Annotated in this window: 18 protein-coding genes; 10 read left to right on the forward strand and 8 right to left on the reverse strand. The window is 59.5% G+C overall.

What is annotated here, in order from left to right:
* Positions 1 to 63: 63 nt before the first annotated feature.
* Positions 64 to 1596: a Hint domain-containing protein gene (locus tag AA105894_RS08585; protein ID WP_267311360.1), complete on the reverse strand. Its 1533-nt coding sequence runs from the start codon at positions 1594 to 1596 to the stop codon at positions 64 to 66.
* A 370-nt stretch (positions 1597 to 1966) separates the two neighbouring features.
* Here AA105894_RS08585 and AA105894_RS08590 point away from each other — a divergent pair, with 370 nt between their 5' ends.
* Entirely contained in the window at positions 1967 to 3427 is a 1461-nt protein-coding gene (locus tag AA105894_RS08590; protein WP_267311361.1) for a catalase, read from the forward strand.
* 293 nt (positions 3428 to 3720) lie between these two features.
* On the opposite strand, the gene AA105894_RS08595 is transcribed toward AA105894_RS08590, so the two are convergent.
* Positions 3721 to 4797, reverse strand: coding sequence for a tyrosine-protein phosphatase (locus tag AA105894_RS08595; protein ID WP_267311362.1), 1077 nt, complete (start codon positions 4795 to 4797; stop codon positions 3721 to 3723).
* A gap of 335 nt (positions 4798 to 5132) precedes the next feature.
* Between AA105894_RS08595 and AA105894_RS08600 the strand changes: the two genes are divergently transcribed.
* A complete protein-coding gene (locus tag AA105894_RS08600; RefSeq protein WP_267311363.1) occupies positions 5133 to 5486 on the forward strand; it encodes a helix-turn-helix transcriptional regulator in 354 nt (117 codons plus the stop codon).
* Here the strand turns inward: AA105894_RS08600 and AA105894_RS08605 are convergent.
* Positions 5449 to 6462 (reverse strand): LacI family DNA-binding transcriptional regulator, encoded by a 1014-nt coding sequence (locus tag AA105894_RS08605; protein WP_267311364.1) that lies wholly within the window; start codon positions 6460 to 6462, stop codon positions 5449 to 5451. The genes AA105894_RS08600 and AA105894_RS08605 overlap by 38 nt on opposite strands.
* Positions 6463 to 7050: 588 nt before the next feature.
* On the opposite strand from AA105894_RS08605, the gene AA105894_RS08610 reads away from it, so the two are divergent.
* Together AA105894_RS08610 and AA105894_RS08615 are read left to right on the forward strand one after the other, a co-directional pair.
* Positions 7051 to 7380 carry a carboxymuconolactone decarboxylase family protein gene (locus AA105894_RS08610; protein WP_188425646.1) on the forward strand — a complete coding sequence of 110 codons (330 nt, stop codon included), beginning with the start codon at positions 7051 to 7053 and terminating at the stop codon, positions 7378 to 7380.
* Between the two features lie 2 nt (positions 7381 to 7382).
* A complete protein-coding gene (locus AA105894_RS08615; RefSeq protein ID WP_267311365.1) occupies positions 7383 to 8123 on the forward strand; it encodes an SDR family oxidoreductase in 741 nt (246 codons plus the stop codon).
* Between the two features lie 31 nt (positions 8124 to 8154).
* On the opposite strand, the gene AA105894_RS08620 is transcribed toward AA105894_RS08615, so the two are convergent.
* Entirely contained in the window at positions 8155 to 9048 is an 894-nt protein-coding gene (locus tag AA105894_RS08620; RefSeq protein ID WP_267311366.1) for a LysR family transcriptional regulator, read from the reverse strand.
* A 126-nt stretch (positions 9049 to 9174) separates the two neighbouring features.
* Here AA105894_RS08620 and AA105894_RS08625 point away from each other — a divergent pair, with 126 nt between their 5' ends.
* Positions 9175 to 9564 (forward strand): (R)-mandelonitrile lyase, encoded by a 390-nt coding sequence (locus tag AA105894_RS08625; RefSeq protein WP_267311367.1) that lies wholly within the window; start codon positions 9175 to 9177, stop codon positions 9562 to 9564.
* A 40-nt stretch (positions 9565 to 9604) separates the two neighbouring features.
* Positions 9605 to 10588, forward strand: coding sequence for an aldo/keto reductase (locus tag AA105894_RS08630; RefSeq protein ID WP_267311368.1), 984 nt, complete (start codon positions 9605 to 9607; stop codon positions 10586 to 10588).
* On the opposite strand, the gene AA105894_RS08635 is transcribed toward AA105894_RS08630, so the two are convergent.
* The gene (locus AA105894_RS08635) at positions 10585 to 10965 is read right to left on the reverse strand and encodes a winged helix-turn-helix transcriptional regulator (protein ID WP_188425651.1); all 381 of its coding nucleotides are present in this window, start codon (positions 10963 to 10965) and stop codon (positions 10585 to 10587) included. The genes AA105894_RS08630 and AA105894_RS08635 overlap by 4 nt on opposite strands.
* 99 nt (positions 10966 to 11064) lie before the next feature.
* On the opposite strand from AA105894_RS08635, the gene AA105894_RS08640 reads away from it, so the two are divergent.
* Complete coding sequence (locus AA105894_RS08640) at positions 11065 to 12129, forward strand: SDR family oxidoreductase (RefSeq protein WP_267311369.1); 1065 nt, start codon at positions 11065 to 11067, stop codon at positions 12127 to 12129.
* A 45-nt stretch (positions 12130 to 12174) separates the two neighbouring features.
* On the opposite strand, the gene AA105894_RS08645 is transcribed toward AA105894_RS08640, so the two are convergent.
* Positions 12175 to 13389 carry a DUF1501 domain-containing protein gene (locus tag AA105894_RS08645; protein ID WP_267311370.1) on the reverse strand — a complete coding sequence of 405 codons (1215 nt, stop codon included), beginning with the start codon at positions 13387 to 13389 and terminating at the stop codon, positions 12175 to 12177.
* A gap of 3 nt (positions 13390 to 13392) precedes the next feature.
* Positions 13393 to 14709, reverse strand: a complete 1317-nt coding sequence (locus AA105894_RS08650) for a DUF1800 domain-containing protein (protein ID WP_267311371.1) — start codon at positions 14707 to 14709, stop codon at positions 13393 to 13395.
* 217 nt (positions 14710 to 14926) lie between these two features.
* On the opposite strand from AA105894_RS08650, the gene gmk reads away from it, so the two are divergent.
* From gmk to AA105894_RS08665, 3 genes are all read left to right on the forward strand, one after another.
* Positions 14927 to 15556 (forward strand): guanylate kinase, encoded by a 630-nt coding sequence (gene gmk, locus AA105894_RS08655; protein ID WP_267311372.1) that lies wholly within the window; start codon positions 14927 to 14929, stop codon positions 15554 to 15556.
* A gap of 189 nt (positions 15557 to 15745) precedes the next feature.
* A complete protein-coding gene (gene tcuC, locus AA105894_RS08660; RefSeq protein WP_267311373.1) occupies positions 15746 to 17071 on the forward strand; it encodes a tricarballylate/proton symporter TcuC in 1326 nt (441 codons plus the stop codon).
* A gap of 258 nt (positions 17072 to 17329) precedes the next feature.
* Positions 17330 to 19519, forward strand: a complete 2190-nt coding sequence (locus AA105894_RS08665; RefSeq protein ID WP_267311374.1) for a methyl-accepting chemotaxis protein — start codon at positions 17330 to 17332, stop codon at positions 19517 to 19519.
* Positions 19520 to 19645: 126 nt separating this feature from the next.
* On the opposite strand, the gene AA105894_RS08670 is transcribed toward AA105894_RS08665, so the two are convergent.
* Positions 19646 to 20425, reverse strand: a complete 780-nt coding sequence (locus AA105894_RS08670) for a succinate dehydrogenase iron-sulfur subunit (RefSeq protein ID WP_188425659.1) — start codon at positions 20423 to 20425, stop codon at positions 19646 to 19648.
* Positions 20426 to 20434 lie beyond the last annotated feature (9 nt).

The raw sequence follows: 20434 nt of genomic DNA on the forward strand, positions 1-20434 counted from the left end.
GATGACAGGTGCCACGCTGCCGGCCATTGTCATCAGGCGTTCCTGCGCACCGCTCTGCTGATGTCACTGCAGGAATAGGGCTTCCCTCTCCCCGAACTCCAGAGGAGAGATGTGGGGCGATGTGTCCTGCGTCTGGTTGAGGATATAGGGGCCGCTCAGCACCAGTTCGATCACGAGCAGCGCAGGGTTTTTCAGGTCGAAAGCCTCCAGAGGGAGTTCGGCAAGGCCATCTGTCCACCGATAGAGGGGATGTTCGCAGCCATGCCACCCCATCAGGAGCGGGTCCTGCCGGTAGCTGGTCACGTCAATCAATCCTGATGACGAAAAGAGAGAGAGGCTGGCGACAAGCACACCCAAAGACCGGCGATCATCCATGAACGGCCCGACATAATCGCAGGGACGACTGTGTCGTGAGCGGATCCAGACATGGGTTGTGCCAGGATCGATCAGGAAGACATAACGATTATCGGATTGCCGCCGCGGTTTGATCAGTGTCCCGTCATCAGCCAGAAGGCACAGGGCGGGATCATTTGTGGTGGTCAGATTGGGGCGTGATATCGCATATCCCAGGCTTTGGGCGCGAATGAGCAGGGATTTGTAAAGCGGCTCGACAAACTCGCGTGCCGTGCAGAGGGGCAGAGCGGCATCCGTGCTCCATGTCTTGCGCCGGGCGCCAATTGTCATGGAAGAGCGGCCTTTTTCCTGAAAGAGCGATCGATTGCCAGTGTCCAGATAGCTTTCGGAAAGGGCGCCATTGGCAATGAGAATGCCGTGCTGCTCCAGAGCCAGATGGTAAACCGTCGCCTCAAGCGCCTCGTCCTGGATGATCGTGGCGTTATTGACGAGCATTCTGGAGGGGACAAAGCAGTTGTCAAAAACGAGACTATGCTCGGGTGTGACAAGCAGATCCTCGAAGGGGATGCGTGGTGCGAAAGCATCACGTCGCACCCTGACCAGGCGGTCCTGATCATTCTCGATCCTGATCCTGCGCGAACCGATCCAGACGAGCGGGTGAGCCGTTTCCCGACCATCAATCATGACGCTCACCATATCGCCGACCTGCAGATCCTCGATACGGATCTGCCCCGCGGGGGTCTTGATGAACGTGCCCTCAGCATAGCAGAGGATACGGATCTGGCCGTCACCCTTGGAGGTGGCGAGCGTGATACTCTGCCCGACCTTCAGACCATTCGAATTGCCTGGTATGACGATGTAGACGGTGATCGAGCTTTTTATGGGAAAAATGCCACCGGTCACTTTCAGGGCAACGGTCGTCATGGTGCCATCATAGCTCATCGTCGCTTTGACATTGGGCGCATTGAGCGAATAGCTGATGATCAGTTCTTCGGGCGGGACATTCTGCAGATTGATACTGTATTCGTAATTTCCGGAAAAACCGCTGAAAATGGAAGAATCGAGATCGACATCGATCGTTCCCCCCTCCGGGCCGATAGTCGCATAGGCGTTGGACGTCTTGCCAAAACCCAGTAAACCGGCGCTCGTATCGAGTTGAAGCGTTCCGCCATTGATCAGGTATTTCTGCTGATCCTCATATTGAGCAGCTGGGTCATTGGGATCGAGGGTAATTACCGACATTATTCGTCATCCATATCCTGGTTTTCCGGTGATACGGCGCGGTTCTGTCAGGTGGTCGGCACGACATCTTATGTCGTATTCACAAGAACGGGAGATGCCCTTGCCTGTCGCAGGAGAGAGAACGGCATTGAAAGATCCGATTGAACCTTTCGGCGCTGCAAGGCGTTGGTTAATTTCCGTTTACAAGTATTCGGGCTTCTCTCGCGGGAGAAAATTCTACCGCAATAGTAAGAGATGAGATTCATTCTCAACTGCTTATAAGTTTTATCCGAATTTCTCTCTGGTTTTCAAAATATACCGATAAAGGGCTCAGGGAACCGTCTTCGTTGCGGGCCTTTATAGTGTCACGTGATTATACCGGAGAGCCTCCATGTCTGATACTCGTGCCAAACAAGCCACCACCGATTCAGGCACCCCTGTCGCCAGCACCGACTATTCGCTGAGCGTCGGCGCTGACGGTCCGATCCTGCTTCATGATCACTATCTCATCGAGCAGATGGCCGCCTTCAATCGCGAGATGATCCCTGATCGTCAGCCTCATGCAAAGGGCGGCGGCGCGTTTGGTCATTTCGAGGTCACGCATGACCTGAGCCGCTACACCAAGGCGAAGTTCCTTCAGAAAGGCGCGAAGACCGAGACGGTTGTGCGTTTCTCGACGGTTGCCGGTGAGTCGGGTAGCCCGGATACCTGGCGTGACCCGCGCGGCTTTTCGGTGAAATTCTACACCGAAGAGGGCAATTTCGACATGGTGGGCAACAACACGCCCGTCTTCTTCGTGCGTGACCCGATGAAATTCCAGCATTTCATCCACTCGCAGAAGCGTCGTGCGGATAATGGCCTGCGTGACAATGACATGCAGTGGGATTTCTGGACGCTCAGCCCGGAAACGGCCCATCAGGTCACCTGGCTCATGGGCGATCGCGGTATTCCTGCCAGCTGGCGTCACATGGATGGCTTCTCGAGCCATACCTATATGTGGGTCAACGAGGCTGGTGAGCGCTTCTGGGTGAAGTACCACTTCAAGACCGACCAGGGCATCAAGTGCCTGACGCAGGATCAGGCAGACAAGCTGGCTGGTAGCGACGCCGATTATCACCGTCGTGATCTGTACGAGGCCATCAAGCGCGGCGAGCATCCGAGCTGGACGCTCAAGATGCAGATCATGCCGTATGAAGATGCCAAGACCTATCACATCAACCCGTTTGATCTCACCAAGGTCTGGCCGCAGAGCGAATACCCGCTGATCGAGGTCGGCAAGCTCGTGCTTGACCGTAACCCGACTGATTTCTTTGCGCAGATCGAGCAGGTGGCTTTCGAGCCTAACAACCATGTGCCGGGAACGGGTCTTTCACCCGACAAGATGCTGCTGGCACGTTCCTTTGCCTACGCCGACGCGCATCGCGCCCGTCTGGGTGTGAACTACAAGCAAATCCCGGTAAACGCGCCGAAATGCCCGGTTCACTCTTACACCAAGGGCGGGACCATGCGGTCGCATAACGCCTCCGACCCGGTCTATGTGCCGAACTCGAAGGGTGGACCGGTCGCCGATTCCGAGCGTTTCCCTGAGAATGCCGTCTGGGCAGCCGATGGCGAGTTCGTTCGTGCAGCTTACAAGCTGCGTCCCGATGACAATGATTTCAGCCAGGCCAATGATCTGGTCAATCGTGTCATGGACGACGCAGCCCGCGAACGTCTGGTTCAGAACGCTGCTGGTCATATTGCTGGCGGTGTTGAAGAGCCAGTCCTGTCGCGTGTGTTCGAATACTGGTCGAACGTCGATGAAAAGATCGGCCAGCGTATCCGTGATGCGGTTCTTGCCCAGAAGGGCTGAACGCGCTCCGAAACCAGGTTTTTCTGAAGAGGGGAGAGCTTTCGGGCTCTCCCCTTTTTTTTGACAGGGCCTCCAGTGTCGCGCCTTCGATTCAAGGCGGATAGCGCTCTTTAAGCACGGTTCCCGGCGCCTGCTTTACAATAGTCCTGTTTCGTCGGGTGGCTTTCGGCTCTGCCGTTCAGGGCCGAGATTCCGACGCCAGCTCTGTCCAGCGTTCCCGGCATTGCGGCCCTTTTGCCCTCGCGCTTCGTAACTGCGGCGGGCCGAGAGAGTCTCAGCCCGCGCTTTAGCGATCAGTCCAGATAGAGACGACGCAAGGTCGTCAGTTGCTGCGGTCCGACATCGAGCTTCTGCGCCAGATAGGCATCGATCGATCCATACTGCTTTTTGATCGAGTCAAAAGCGGCCTTCAGATAGGCCGGATCGGAATCGAGCATGGCGCGCATGGACGGCGAAGCGGCCATGGCCCCGCCATTCTTCTGGTCAGCCATGGCCGCCTTGAAGCTTGGCGTCATATGGGCGCGCAGCAGATCACCGCTCATTGCATAATCTGTGAGGATCGTCTGCTCGGGCACACCGAGCGCATAGAGGATCATCGCGGACGCGAAACCCGTGCGGTCCTTGCCTGCCGTGCAATGGGTAAGAGTCGGCGTCTGATGCGCCAGCAGACGCGCGAAAAGAGCCTTGAGTTCGGGCGCGTAGTAATCAGGCATCTTCGCATAGAAGCCTTCCATCAATGCGCGCGCCTGGGCTTCGCCCATCGTCGCAAGATGGCTCCGGTCCGTCATGTCGGCGGGCAGGGTCGGTTTTTCAGAGGCGAAGAAGGCGGGGGAGGTGCCCTCCCAATGTGTCGGCTGCTTTTCCTGCTCGGCCTGGGTGCGCAGATCGGTCACGCTCTTGATGCCGAGCGTATCGACAAGGGCGTAGTCAGCCTGTGTCAGGCCACTGGGGGCAGCGGAACGATAGAAGACATCCCAGCGCACATGATGGTGGTCGGTTGTCTCGTAGCCGCCCATATCGCGGAAATTGGCCACACCCTCGAGCGGAAGAACACGATTGGACACCCAGAGCCCGGCGCCGCCCTTGCGGGGCTTGAGATAGAAATAGGCCCTGTTCCTGCCTGACAGCGGAGAGGCAAGGCTGAGTGATGTGGCGGTCACGTCGTGTCTGATGAGCGTCATTTTGCTCTGATCGGGCGCAGGTGCGGCATAGATATCGACCGGCCCAAGCCCGGCTGGCCAGCTCAGCGTGTAATGCGGGGCCATCGTCACCTCTGCCCTGACCGCATCAGGGGCTGCGCTCTGGGCATGGGCAGCGGAGACAAGGGTCATGGCTGAGGCAAGGGCAAGGGTCGTCTTTTTCAGAAGCATGAACTCTGGTTCCTTCAGCCCGGTCATCTATGGGCATGGTGAATAGGAATCCCCACGCCATGTGGGGCCTGGACTAGGCGCTGCAGCTCGTATTTCTGACTGGATCTTCCTGCAACGGAAACCGGACGCAGGCTGACTGCACGGAGCAGTAAAACCGGCCATTGCGGATCAGGACAAAAGGTGGACAGAATGAAATACCGGGCAAAAGCGTTAAACCGGGAGAATTGCCGCGAGCGCCTGTCATGGATAGTGAAAGTTTTCTTGCAGTATCCGTCCATCCTCATTGGATAGACAGGTTTACATCTTTTGTCATCTTCTGCGGACAAGGTCCGGTCATGACGCGTTCTTCCCGACTGCTTGACCTGCTTCAGCTCTTGCGTGGCTATCGCCAGCCTGTCACAGCAAAAGCGCTTGCTAAAGCCCTCGAGATCAGCCCGCGAACACTCTATCGCGATATTGCCTCTCTCATGGCCATGGGCGCGCCGGTGAGAGGAGAAGCCGGGGTCGGTTATGTGCTCGATTCTGGCTTTTTCCTCTGGCCTGCGATCCCGACGGTCATCGCCTGCGGGTTATCGCGCCGCCTGGCTGATGTCATCAGGCGGACGGCGTTCACGCAGCACACTCCAATAGCGTCTTGTGTCGATGGTTCACTCAGATCGTCTCGCGTGTATGCATGCAGAGCGGGATGAGTGGACCATCCAGTGGGGCGGGGCTGCGCCCCAGATGATGGCACAGCGTCGAGAGTGCCATGCGCGCTTCGAGCAGCGGATTCTGATCGAGCACGAGATCGATCATACCCGATTTGAGCAGGCTGGCGCGGTGCAGGGTCAGTTCATGGGTGATGAAAACCAGTCTCTCCGGAAGGGCGAGTTTTTCGAGCAGGCGTGCAATGGCGTCTGCCCCTGTGGAGAAGTGGTAGATTCCGACGATATCCCGATGCTCCTGCAACAGGGCATGGACGGCATCAGCCGCACGATCGTCGTTCTCAAGGCACTCCCGTGCAGGGGTGGCACAAAGCGCGGCATAACGCTCATCAAGCGCTGCCATGAAGCCCCTGTGACGCTGCTGGTGGCCGATATAATGCATGGTGCCCGCAATCAGCGCGACACGCCCGGTGCGCGGGCCAAGGAGACGCCCCATCATGTCGGCTGCGATGCGTCCCGCCCGGTAATTGTCAGAACCGATATAGGCCAGTCTGCCTGGTGACGTGATGTCTGAGGCGATGGTGACAATCGGGAGTTTCTGACCCGCTTCCGTGACTGCCTGTCGAATGGCCGGATGATCGGGCAGACATAGAGCAAGCCCGTCATAATTATGCGAGAGGGCGCGAATGAGAGCGGCTGAGCGCTCGGGATGCGCGAGAGGCGAATGATGCTCGAAACAGGCGATATTCTGCTCGCGATAGGCGGGCATGATTGAGCGAAAGGAATCCTGCAGGGCGGCATGAAAAAGATTGCCCGGCGGCTGCGTCACAACGGCGATACGCGCGAGCCTGGCGTGCGGCGCGATCAGTCTGCGCCTATCGCCCAGCTGACGGGCGGTTTCCAGAACGACACGTTCCTTGGCGAGCTTTACGCCACCGCGCCCGTTGATCACCCGATCGACGGTTGCGGTCGAGACGCCTGAATGGCGGGCAATGTCCTGTATCGTGGCACGCTGCGACATGAGAGACCCGACAAATATGTGACGTTGTCTGTGTGATCTATCTCATTCTCTTGGCGCGAACACATCAACTCTGCGCGTGTCCGTCCTGGCGCCCTGCGTCGCACACACAGTCCAGGGGGAGCGTGAAATCGGGCTGAAAGGCGCCACACGCCTATGCCCTTGGAGGTGAGTACGCGGTGCAGCCTCCGGTCATGGCCCGATGATGTTTGTAGCGACAACACGACGCTGGCTCGATACTGGTAGGGACGACCCGTAGCAGGAGCGCGAGTACCTGCCGAAAGCAGTGTGTCTGGCGCCAAGGCGAATGGGTCAAGGCTGCGGCAGGTTCCGGATGTCTGCCTGATCACCATGAATTTTGGGTCTGCCGTATTCATCTCAAGGATATGCGCTCAGTCTTTTCTTGTGCTTCCAGTTCCGGCCTTCCTGCCGTCGGGACCACCCGGGTCAAAGCCGCGCAAGTCACCCGCATTGCCCGAATGTTTCATGAATGACGCGCATAGGACCATGCCGGATTCATGATCTAATAAGCCGTGCCATGCCAATCTAGGTTCTCGTTGACCGTGCAGGACGGAAGAGGAGGATCAGGTCATGGCTGGGAAAAACGATACGGCTCAAAAGGCTTTTGGCGATGTGGCACCGGATCTGGCGCGCTACACCGATCAGGTTCTGTTTGATGAAGTCTGGGCACGTCCAGGTCTGACGCCGCGTGAACGCTGCATGGTGACCGTAACCTGTCTGATTGCGCTTTATCGCGGCAATGAGCTCGGGTTTCACCTGCGCAAGGCGCTGGATACCGGGGTCACGCAGGATGAGATCATCGAAATCATCACGCATCTCGCTTTTTATTCCGGCTGGCCCACGGCCTCTTCTGCGCTCGCCATTGCACGGCAGGTTTTTACAGATAGCAGGGAATCCTGATCATGACCCAGAATATTGCCGGAAAAGTTGTTGTCATTACCGGGGCGAGCAGCGGTCTTGGAGAGGCTGTAGCGCGCCGTCTGGTTGAGGAAGGCGCAAAGATCGTGATCGGGGCACGCCGCATGGATCGGCTGGAGGCCCTGGCGGACTCTCTGGGTCTTGATCGCGCTGCACTCGTCAGGACGGATGTCAGTCAGGCCGATCAGGTGCAGGCGCTGGTCGATCAGGCGGTCAGTCTTCATGGTCGTGTCGATGTGCTGATCAACAATGCCGGGCTCATGCCGTCATCGCCGCTTGAAAAGCGCGATATCGCTGCCTGGGATGCCATGATCGATATCAATCTCAAGGGCACACTTTATGGCATCGCCGCCGTTCTGCCGCAGATGCAGCGCCAGAAGAGTGGTCATATCATCAATGTCGCCTCCGTCGCCGGTCACAAGGTCGGGCCGGGGGGCGCTGTCTATTCGGCAACGAAAACCGCCGTGCGCGTCCTGTCGGAGGGGCTGCGTCAGGAGGTGAAGGCCTATAATATCCGCACCACCATCATTTCGCCCGGTGCCGTAGCCACCGAACTCACCGGCAGTGTCACCGATGCAGATACAGCCCAGCGTATGAAGGCCTTTTACGAGCAGGTGGCCATTCCGCCCGAGTCATTTGCCGAGACAGTGCTTTTCGCAATGAGCCAGCCCGAAGCGGTGGATATCAACGAGATCCTGTTCCGTCCGACAGCTCAGGAATACTGAACACACTCCCATCGCGCGCTGGTCCGGAAAATCAGCCGCGATAACGCAATGCTTCTACGACCAGCCTGAAGGCTGCAGAGGCATTGCGACGGCTCGGATAGTAGAGATGATAACCGGGGAAGGGCGGACACCAGTCCTCCAGCACCCGGATCAATCGGCCCGCCTGTACGTGCTCGTTCATCTGGTCTTCCATCACGCAGGCCAGACCGAAACCGTCCAGGGCTGCCTGACGCACCATGGAGGCGCTGTTGAAGGTCAACTGGCCTTCAACGCGTACACGCAGGGCGCGCCGGCCTTTTTCGAGTTCCCACGCATAGACCCCCCCCGAGCTGCGCATACGCAGGTTGATGCAGCGATGCTGTGCCAGATCCTGAGGGCGCAGCGGTTTCGGGTTGCTGGCGAAATACTCGGGTGACCCGACGACAGCCATACGCAGGGGCGGCCCGATGGGAACGGCAATCATGTCGCGGGCAATGGTTTCTTCCAGTCTCACACCCGCATCGAAGCGATCGGCCACGATATCGGTCAGGCCGGAATCGAGCGATAATTCGACATGGATATCGGGGTGCGCAGGCAGAAGCCTCTTGAGCTTTGGCCAGAGCAGGCTGGTGGCGGCATGTTCTGAGGTCGTGATACGCACCGTACCCGAGGGTTTTTCAGATAATTCGCTTAATGAGGCAATTTCCTCGGCGATGCTGTTCAGGGCAGGGGCGAGGGTCTGAAGCAGGCGTTCTCCCGCTTCCGTTGCCGAAACGCGCCGTGTGGTGCGCGTCAGCAGGCGCACGCCCAGGCGCGTTTCAAGCCGTCTGACTGTATGGCTCAGAGCCGATTGTGAGGTGCCCAGCCTGGCGGCGGCACGGGTAAAGCTCTGCTCTTCGGCTACGGCCAGAAAGGCGTTGAGATCGACCAGTTCGTCGCGTTGCATTCATGAAGTCCCGATATAGGTTCGTGCATATTATAGCATCTAATCGCATGGGCCTGTCTGTGGTCTTCTTCACCCTGTCGACAGGACGCTCCAGTTGCGTCTCCAACCCGAACAGGGAGTTCCCTCATGGAAATCAGACATCCAGGCTACGCCCCTTCTGCGCAGGGGTCTTCAGACTGGTTCACCGGAACCGTGCGTGTTGATTCTCCTTTTGCAGGCAGCGGCGCTCTGGCCTGCGCCACGGTAACCTTCGAAGCTGGCGCCCGCACGGCCTGGCATAGCCACCCTCTGGGCCAGACCATTCTGATCACGTCAGGGCTTGGCTGGGTGCAGCGCGATGGCGGACCGGTCGAGCAGGTTCAGGCGGGTGATTCTGTCTGGTTCGAACCGGGTGAGAAACACTGGCATGGTGCGTCTGCCAGTTGCGCGATGACCCATATTGCCATCACCGAAACGCTGGATGGCAAATCCACCGAGTGGATGGAGAAGGTGAGCGACGACCAGTATCGCCGGTAAGCCTGACATTTTTCCCATTCATGAGCAAAGGAGCGCGCAGATGAAGAAGCGTCTTCTCGGACAGAACGGTCTTGAGGTTTCCGCCCTCGGTCTTGGCTGCATGGGGCTGAGCTATGGCTATGGACCTGCCACCGAACGTGGTGAGGCTATTGCCCTGCTGCGCAGCGCCTATGAGCAGGGCGTGACCTTTTTCGACACGGCAGAAGCCTATGGTCCGTTCACGAATGAGGATCTGCTTGGCGAAGCCCTGGCGCCCTTTCGCAGGAATGTCGTCATCGCCACCAAATTCGGCTTCAGGAATGGCGATGTGTCCCAGGGAGTGGACAGCCATCCCGCCCGTATCCGTCAGGTGGCCGAAGATGCACTGAAACGCCTGCGTTCCGATACGATCGATCTGTTTTACCAGCATCGCGTCGACCCTGATGTGCCGATGGAAGAGGTGGCAGGGGCCGTCAAGGAACTGATCTGGGAAGGCAAGGTCCGCCATTTCGGCCTGTCCGAGGCGGGGGCTGCGTCCATCCGAAAGGCTCACGCCGTACAGCCCGTTACAGCGCTTCAGAGTGAATATTCCTTGTGGTGGCGCGAGCCGGAAAAGGAGATTCTGCCGCTTCTCGAAGAGCTCGGTATCGGCCTTGTGCCGTTCAGTCCGCTCGGCAAGGGCTTTCTGACAGGCGCCATCACGTCCGAAACGGTTTTCGGCAAGGATGATTTCCGCAGCATCGTTCCGCGTTTCGCAGCCGAGGCCGTTTCGGCCAATCAGGCGCTTGTCGAGGCGCTGAAAGCTCTGGCAAACGAGTTGAAAGTCACACCGGCGCAGATTGCCCTGGCCTGGCTCCTGTCGCGTAAACCCTGGATTGCACCGATACCGGGCACCACCAGACAGGCGCGCCTGACCGAGAATCTGGGCGCTGCGACGCTGGAACTGTCAGCGGAAGCGCTCGCCCGTATCGAGGCTGCCCTCGAGCGGATCGACATTGTGGGTGAGCGTTACCCGGCCCATCTGCGCGACAGGACTGGTCGCTAGTTTTCCGTAAGCTGATCGAGCAGCGCCCTGTTTTCCTCGCCCCAGCAATAGAGCATTTCGAGCGGCTCGATGAAGCGCTGCCCAAGCGCTGTCAGTCTGTATTCCACTGCGGGTGGCATGGTTTGCAGTACCACGCGCTCTATGATCCCCAGATCCTGCAATTCACGCAGGGTCTGGGTCATCATTTTCTTTGAAATACCGGGCAGGTTGCGTTGCAGGCTGCCGGGGCGTGCGGCGCCGCCCATCAGATGCAGTGCATGAAGCACCATCGTCACCCATTTGCCTGAGAACAGCCTGAGCAGACGGCGTGGGGCGCAATCCTCGGCGAAAGGACCCTTGCGATAGGGTTTGAGCGGGTCGGGTCTGGTTTCGGTCATGGTTCCCATCTGGTGCCCAGGGCACAAAAAAGTGCCGGATTGCGTTTTGTATCCATGACGCCCAGCTTCGGAAACAGGAAATGGATTTTCGGAGGGGTCATGACCCACAAGGCTCTTGTTATCGGCGCAACCGGCATGGTTGGCCAGAATCTGGCCAATCGCCTGGTTGCCGAAGGCTGGACTGTTTATGGTCTGGCGCGTCGCGTCGAAGCGCTGCCCTCAGCTGTGCTTCCCATCAAGGCTGATACGCTCGACCCCGCCGCCTTGCGAGACGCGCTTGCAGACGTCTCACCGAGCCATGTGTTCTTTACCACCTGGACGCGCCGCGCAACCGAGCGCGAGAACTGCATCGCCAATAGCGCGATGCTGCGCAATGTCTTCGAGGCGCTGCCGCATCCTGAGCAGATCGTACATGCGGCGCTCGTCACCGGGCTCAAGCATTATCTCGGGCCGTTCGAGGCCTATGGCAAAGGCGTGCTGCCGCAGACGCCATTTCGCGAGACATTGCCCCGTCTCGACATCGAGAATTTCTATTATGCTCAGGAAGATGTCCTGTTCGAGGCGGCAGAGAAGCACGGTTTTTCATGGAGCGTCCATCGCCCGCACACAATCATCGGTCATGCCATTGGCAATCTGATGAATATGGGCACCACGCTTGCGGTCTATGCATCGCTTTGCCGCGAGACAGGTCTTCCATTCGTCTTTCCCGGCTCGCCCGTTCAGTGGTCAGGCCTGACCGATGTTACTGATGCGCGCCAGCTTGCCCGACAGATCCATTGGGCGGCAACGAACCCGGCGGGGCGGAACGAAGCCTTCAATATCGTCAATGGCGATGTCTTTCGCTGGAGCGTGCTCTGGCCTGAGCTTGCTGCGTGGTTTGGTATCGAGGCAGCCCCTTATCCGGGAGAAGCTGGTTCGCTTGAGGCGATGCTGGCCGATAAGGGGCCCGAATGGGCGGCGCTGGCGAAAAAAGCCGGCCTTGTCGAACCGGCACTCGATCGACTGGCCTCAGCCTGGCACACAGATGCCGATCTGGGCCGCCCGGTCGAGTGCCTCACCGATATGAGCAAGAGCCGTGAAATGGGCTTTACGGGCTATCAATCGACGAGAAGTTCGTTTTTCGATCTTTTTACCCTGCTGCGCGCCCAGCGTTATATTCCCTGATCGCTGGCACAAAGGCGTTTGTCAGGCGGAATTCGGGACCGGTTTTTACGCCTGCCCGGTCACAATTCCCGAGAGCGGTTCTACCGGGGCATCGGGAAAGACTTTTCTGAGGGCGCTGCGGGGCATCTTCAAATGGGTGCAGAGCACCCCGGCGATGAGGCTGCGCAGATCGGTTGTGGGGGCCAGATCACGGTTTTCGAAAAGCTGGCCGGGGCGTAATCCTGGCCAGGTGCCCACTATACGCCCACCTTTGACCGCGCCTCCTGCCAGGAAAGTGACGGCTCCCGTGCCATGATCGGTCCCTCCTGTGCCATTCATACGCGCCGTACGACCAAATTCCGTCATGGCTACAACCACGCTCTGTGACCAGGCCAGACCGAGGCTGGTTTTCAGGGCGTCGATCCCTTCATCCAGTCGTGTCAGCGGGGCTTTCAGAGCGCCGATCTGACCGGCATGGCTGTCCCACCCACCGAGTTCGAGAGCCGCAACACGCGGGCCATCTGCCCGGGCCAGCATGAGTCCCGCCGCCGAGGCCAGGCGGGTGAAAGCATCGATTTTCCGCTCCGAGCCAGAGAAAGGCGTCGGGGCGATATCGTCGGAGTAGCCGCGCGCTTGCAGGCCCTTGCGTAATCCGGGGCCGATCTGGGGATCATGAGCATTGAGCTGGGCAATGGCGTGATAAAGATCTGCTGTCGGGTGCTGGCTTCCCGCCGGGGCATAGCTGCCGATGGAGGCAGGGCCGCGCAAAAGCAGAGGCACGTCGAGGCCAAGGGCAAGCGCAAAGCCGTCAGGACGCGTCACCCTGCTTGAGATGCTCTGACCCGGGAGGGCGGAAACGGCCCGGTTGAGCCAGCCACTATCGAGGCGGTGGCTGGCGCCGCTTTCGAGATAATCCTGCGCGTCGAAATGGGAGCGTGTGCGATAGGGCGCTGCCACTGCATGGACCGGCAGCATCTGGCCCTGACCATAGAGCTGGTGCAGCCCGGCAAGGGCCGGGTGCAGCCCGAAAAATCCGCCCAGATCCAGAAGCCCGCCATCACGCCCCGGCTCAGGCAGGAGCAGGTCGCGGCGCAGCGCCACCAGTCCGGAATCGCCATAAGGGGTGACGGCGGCCATGCCATCCAGCGCGCCACGAAGAAGGATGACGACCAGACGCGGGTCCTGCGCACCCGATGACGGCGCAGCGAGGGCGAGGGATGCCCGGCCAAGTGACCAGCTTGCAGTGAGCCCGAGCAGGGCAGAGCGACGGGAGAGTCTCATGACCTAGCGCCTCTGGAATTCGGGGGAGGAAAACAGAAGGGTCAGGGCATCCTGACGACTGCCTGCACGGTGCATGGCCAGTTGGGTTTCCGGGCGTAGCGAGCCCCCGAGTGCGGCATGGGCAATCGCCATAGGGTCGCGATCGCGCAGCGTGGCGGCATAGCGATAGGCCCAATCCGTTCGGGCTAGCAGATCGGCCGGGGCCGACCATTCTGCCGCAGCGTCGCTCCAGCCATTGGGCATGGGGGCGGTCCAGAGCGGCTGACCCAGAGCCGCGCAGCCACTAACCAGAATGCGGGTGGGGTTGTGAGGCGTGTCGGGTGGCATAGCCTCGGGCGTTGCTCCCGAAGCGCGCAGAACCGCCATGACAAACTCCATGGGCGAACGCAGCTTGCCCATGGTCGCACCAGGTGCAGCAGCGCCGGGAAGGTCGATCAGAGCCAGAGAGGCGGCGCGCAGACTGCCCTGTGTTTGGTTCAGTGCGTCGAACACAGGGGCGATTTGAGTGGCTGAGGGCATGTCTGTCAGGAAATGCCTGACCATTTGCGTGGCGATATGGCGGTAAGTAGCCGGATGGGTGCCCAGAAAATCCAGTGCTGCCAGACCGCCTTCCTCTCCTTGCGGGAAGCGCTGACCAAGAAGCATTTTTTCGCCGGGCTGATGCGCGCGCGGGGCAAAATGGAACCCCGGGCGCTCGGCCTTCATATCGACGCCCCATCCGGTCAGGATCGCAGCGAAAGACGTGACATCGCTCTGGCTGTAGCCCGCAGCGGGCGAGACTGTGTGCAGTTCGAGACATTCGCGTGCCAGATTTTCATTCAGGCCGCGATGCTGGCGCAGCCCTGCCGGGCTATCGGGTCCGACCGAGCCGGTATTATCCAGATAGAGCAGCATTGCCGGGTGGCGCATGACCGCCATGAGCAGATCGACAAAGCGCCCTGTCAGATGAGGCCTGATGGCCTCGCGCATATAGGCACCCACTACGCCCTTCACGCGGTCCTGCTTCTGGCTGACCGTGAAATGATTGAACCAGAACCATGCCAGACGGTCTCGGAAGGGCTGCTCTGTGGAGAGAAGCGCTGCGCTCTGGGTTGCAAGTTCGGCCTGAAGAATGGGTTTGACCAGAGGGTTGCCGCGCAGTTTGTTTTCGCGCTGCGTGCGCAGGGCAATCAGCCCATCGGCGCAATCGCCTACTCCGGTGAAGCGGGTCGGATCGTCAGGGCCGAGCTGCGCCGCCAGCCAGTCCCGCCATGGCGTTGTGCGCGTTTCGCCGGGGCGTGCGCCCCAGCCGAAGCGGTTTTCGACCTGAATGCCTTGCATGAGGCCTCCGTGAGGGCGTCTTCACGTAAGAATTGATTATGTCAAACCATGTCGGGATTTATGGCGTGTTTTATGGCGAAAAGACAGCGATGATGTGACGCTGCGATGCAGCCGGTCGTTTGCCTGTTACGCCCTGTCTCAGGCCGCCCTGTTTTCAAAAGCCGTCCGAGCCGCTATGGCTCAGCACGGCACCCGGAAACGATGATGGAGGAATGACATGACGACCGTAGCAAGACGTGGCGTCTGTCTCGTTATTTCCGCGCCTTCCGGGGCGGGTAAATCCACCATTGCCAATGCCCTGCGCGCCGGGGATTCCAGCCTCGTGCATTCCGTCTCGGTCACGACCCGTGCCCCGCGCCCCGGTGAGAAGGAGGGGGTGCATTATTACTTCCGCTCGCTGGAAGAATTCCGGGCCATGGCAGAAAACGGCGAGTTGCTCGAATGGGCCGAAGTCTTCGGGCGTGGCTACGGCACGCCGCGTGCACCGGTCGAGGCAGCGCTGGCCAGCGGGCGCGACATGGTGTTCGATATCGACTGGCAGGGCCACCGCCTGTTGCGCGATGCGCTGCCCGATGATGTCGTGAGCCTGTTTGTTCTGCCGCCTTCGATGAAGGAGCTGGATCGTCGCCTGCGTTCAAGGGCCTCTGACGATGCGGCTGAAATCGACAAGCGCATGGGAGCGGCTCTGGCCGAGATCTCGCATTGGAGCGAGTTCGACCATGTGATCATCAATGAGGAACTCGATCGCGCGGTACGCGAGGCGCAGGCGATCCTCGTTGCAGCCCGGCTGCGCACCAGACGCCAGCATGGTCTGGCTGCGCTGATGAAGGAATACGAGGCGCATTGATGCCTCTGCCCCGGTTGCAGAATACGCCTCTGCTCGGGGAAAAACCGGTCGGCCGTGACTGGTAATCAAAAGATGATCTGACAACACACCCAATATTGCAAATAATTCATGTTCGGGGCTGTGCCTGTATCCGTAACGCGGGTGAGGGCGCGCTTCGCCTGAGTGCAGTGCAAGGAGCATGATATCGAGATGACTGGCACCGATCAGGAGACCGCCTTGCGTCCCGCCGACCAGCCGGCAGCCCCACCTCGACCGGGGCTGATCAAGGCAGTCGGGCAGGTTGCGAGCGGCAACATGCTCGAAATGTACGATTTCATGGTCTTTGGCTATTACGCTGGCGATATCGGCAGGGCGTTCTTCCCTTCGGGGAATGCACAGGCCGAACTGATGCTCTCTTTCGCGACATTCGGCGCCGGGTTTCTGATGCGTCCGCTGGGGGCGCTCGTTCTCGGGGCTTATGTCGACCGGCTTGGGCGTCGTCGCGGTCTGATTCTGACCCTCACTCTCATGGCGATCGGCACGATCACCCTGGCGCTGACGCCGGGCTATAATCGTATCGGTATCTTCGCGCCGCTTATCGTCCTGTGCGGGCGGTTGATTCAGGGGTTTTCTGCCGGGGTCGAGGTCGGGTCGAGCTCTGTCTATCTCTCAGAGATCGCGACCGAGAAAAATCGCGGCTTCGTGGTTTCCTTCCAGTCCGCATCCATCCAGCTGGCTGTCGTGGTTGCGGCGGCTGTAGGGTTTGGCCTGACATCCTGGCTCGGGTCGCAGACGATGTCGGACTGGGGCTGGCGTCTGCCTCTGCTTTTCGGGTGCCTTATCGTGCCCGTTCTGCTCTTCCTGCGCCGCAATCTGCAGGAAACAGCGGCTTTTGAAGCCGAGACGACCCATCCCGACCTGCGCGAGATTTTCACCACGCTGCGTGATCACTGGCGCCTTGGTGGCATTGCCGTGTTGACTGCCCTGATGAGCACGGTCTCGTTTTATGTTCTGACAGCCTATACCCCGGCTTACGGCACGCGCATTCTGCATCTGGGCCGGCTCGACAGTCTTTTCGTCACGCTCTGCGTGGGGCTGGTCAATTGTCTTCTCGTGCCCGCCTTTGGCGCCTTGTCCGATCGTATCGGTCGCCGGGCGCTGCTCAAGGGCGCCACCATTCTGGCGATCTGTTCGGCCTATCCGCTCATGCACTGGCTGGTCGCAGCGCCCGATATGGGGCGCCTGATGGGGGCGGAAATCGGGCTGGCGGTGCTTTACAGTGCCTATAACGGGGCAGCCATTGCGTGGCTGACCGAAATCGTCCCGCCGCGCATCCGCACCACCGGATTTTCGTTTGCGTATAGTCTGGCCACCTGTATCGGCGGGTTCAGCCCGACGATCTGCACTTGGCTGATCGAGGCCACCAGTAACCGCGCCATGCCCGCTTTGTGGCTGTCTCTCGCCGCTCTCTGCGGCCTGCTGGCGGCGTTTATCGCACGCCCCTATCGTGAAACGGAAACCTCATCCCAAGTCTGATGGCATGAAAGGTTAACGTGTCGTTTCCTGATGGAGGCAGGTCGTATGCCTGCCTTGGGAAACACCGCCAAATGGCGTTTTCAGTAAAGTTCCGTGACGAATGCGCAACAGATTGACGCATGGTGGGAGATGTGGCTGAGTCACGTCTTATTTACGCACGTCGTGTGACGATCGCCCCTCACGCTCTCCGGTAAGGGCGCGCGGTATAGCGGCGTGTCAGCCAGTCTATTTGATGGTAGCCGGATCGGAGAATTTCAGATGGTGCCCCCCTCGTCGCAGCCGCGCACGTCTCTTTCGACGAAAATCATCCTGATCTGCGGCCTGTCTTTCGTGTTGATCCAGCTTGTTGCCGTCACGCTTTCCGGCTGGCTGATGAAGCAGCAGGTCGAGAAAAACGTCTATGCCGAGGCAATTTCCAAAAGCCAGATCCTTGGTGAAAAGATCATTCTTGCCCTGACGGAGCAGAATACCGTCGTGCGCAATATCCAGAGCACGATCGAGACGGCGCACAAGACCGGCATTCTGAACAAGCAGTTCATCGTTGATCTGCTTGTCGAGGACATGAAACGCTTTCCTGCCATCTATGCGATGGATTTCAAGGAAATCCCCGGTGGCTTCGATGGCACGCAGGTGCCCGGTGGACCAGGCACGAACAGCCATGGCATTTTTTTCCCGTCCGTGCTGCGAGGCCCCGATAACAGGGTAACGGTCTCGACACCGCCCGAACATTACAGCGCGGTCTACTGGAATATCGTCAAGACGGGCGAACTCGACGGTCTGGAGCCTTACATCGACCACGACACGCATGTGCCGATGGTTTCTCCGACCTATCCGATTACCTTCGATGGCAAGCGTATCGGTGTGGTTGGGGCTGATATTCCGCTTGGCTGGCTCGCCCCGCTTCTGCGCAGTGTGCAGATTGCCGATGGTTCGAGCATCGGGCTTCTTTCCGCTCAGGGGGCATGGATCGTCACGCCGGATCCGGCGCAGGCGATGAAGCATTTCAGCGATAATGCCAGCAACGACCTCACCCGCGCTCTGGCAACCCGAAAGATCACCATTCTGCCGGCTCATGGCACCGGCATCGATCGCATTCTCGTCCCGCTGAAAATGGGTAATTTCAACATCTACTGGACGCTGGTTGTCGAAATCCCGAGAGCCGCCATCACGACACCCATCTGGCACACCATTTACATGCTGGTCGTGCCCGGTGTGGCGCTGATCGCCCTGTCACTTGTCATCATGGTGCTGGTGTTCCGCCGTCTGCTCAATGCCCCCCTGCGCGGTTTGCAGAATTCCGTCTCGGCCCTTGAAGAAGGGCAGTATGAGGTCGTCGTCTACGGTACGCGCCGCGATGATGAAATCGGCTCTGTTGCGCGCGGGCTCGACAGTTTCCGCGGTGCGCTGCTCAAGGCGCGCAAGGTGGACGAGGCTGTTGCCGCTGATCGTATCAGACAGGAAGAAGATCAGGAGCGTCGGCACAAGGAGGACGAGCAGCGTCTGGATGATGTCAAGCAGGTGATCGAGACGATTGGCAGCGGGCTTACGGCGCTCTCCAATGGCGATCTCTCGGCGAAGATCGAAAAGCGCCTTCCCCGCGAATTCGACCTGCTGCGTGAGGATTTCAACCGTTCGGTCGAGCGTCTGGCGGGAACGATTTCGGGCATCTCGCTTGCGGCAGACACGATCAGCGAGGGCAGCCGCAGCCTCGCCACAGGCGCAGAGGACCTGGCCAAGCGTACGGAGCAGCAGGCCGCTGCCATCGAACAGACAACCGCGGCCATCAGTCAGATCACGCACAAGGCAGCCCATTCAGAAACCGTGCTGACGTCTGCCCAGGCTACGGGTGAGCAGGCCTGCCAGTCTGCAGGTTCTTCGTCTGAAATCATGCGCCGTACGCGCGAGGCCATGAAACAGATCGAAGACAGCTCGTCTCAGGTGGCGGCCATCGTGCAGGTGATCGAGAATATTGCCTTCCAGACCAATGTTCTCGCCCTCAATGCGAGCATCGAGGCAGCGCGCGCAGGTGATTCCGGCAAGGGCTTTGCGGTTGTCGCCAACGAGGTGCGGACACTTGCCCAGCGTTGCACCGAGGCAGCAGGAAGCATCAGCGAGCTTGTTGGCAAGACGGTTGAGGAAATCCGTGCAGGGGCTGTGTGCGTTCGGGATACGGAGCAGGCGTTGGAGACCATCACCACGCTCGTAACGGCAATGGGCGAGAAACTCGACACCATCGTCCATAATGCTTTCGAACAGGCGGCCAGCCTCAAGGAGGTCGGCACGGCGATTGCGGTGATGGATCAGAGCACGCAGAAAAGCGCCTCGATTGCCGATGAAACGCGTTCCTCCTCGATCATCCTTTCGGATGAGGTCGGGTCGATGGGTGAACTGGTTGCACGCTTCTCTCTGCCGCGTGAAACAGCCCGCTCTGTGGAGATGGCGTATTGAAAAAGCGCCTGCCCCGGTTCTGAGAGGACCAGATCTGACAGGGCTGGGAACAAGAAAGGGGGCGCCGCAAAGGCGCCCCCTTTCTGTTTTCAGTGACTGCTTGTGTTGCGCGCCTGTCGGGCAGGATTATTCGCGCTCGACCTGCAGCTTCTTGATGTTTGCGATGGCCTTGGCCGGGTTCAGACCCTTGGGGCAGGTCTGGGTGCAGTTCATGATGGTGCGGCAGCCATAGAGCTTCATGGAGTCATCCAGCGCCTCCAGACGCTCGCCCGTATGGTCGTCGCGGCTATCCATGATCCAGCGATTGGCGGCCAGAAGCGTCGCAGGGCCGAGATAGCGATCGCCATTCCACCAGTAGGACGGGCAGGACGTGCTGCAGCAGAAGCACAGGATGCATTCCCACATGCCGTCCAGCTTCTCGCGCTCTTCGATGCTCTGCAGGCGCTCGGTATCGGGCGGCGGCGGGGTGTCGCTCTTCAGCCAGGGTTGGATGGATTCGAGCTGGGCGTAGGCGCCGTTCAGATTGGGAACCAGATCCTTCACCACCGGCATATGCGGCAGCGGGTTGATCTTGACCGTGCCCTTGATCGAACTGATGGGCTTAAGGCAGGCCAGCGTGTTTTCGCCATCGATATTCATGGCGCATGACCCGCAGATTCCCTCGCGGCAGGAGCGGCGAAAGGTCAGGGACGCATCGATATGGTCCTTGATATACAGCAGCGCGTCGAGAACCATCGGCCCGACCTTGTCGAGATCCAGCTCGTAGCTGTCGAGGCTCGGGTTGGAATCGTCATCGGGCGACCAGCGATAGACCTGAAACGTCGCCTTGTGCTTGGCATCGGCAGGAGCCGGATAAAACTTGCCGGGGCGGGTCGTGCTGTTTTTGGGCAGGCGGAGTTCAACCATGGTGAGGCT

The sequence above is a fragment of the Asaia spathodeae NBRC 105894 genome, from assembly GCF_025994195.1.
Taxonomy (GTDB): domain Bacteria; phylum Pseudomonadota; class Alphaproteobacteria; order Acetobacterales; family Acetobacteraceae; genus Asaia; species Asaia siamensis.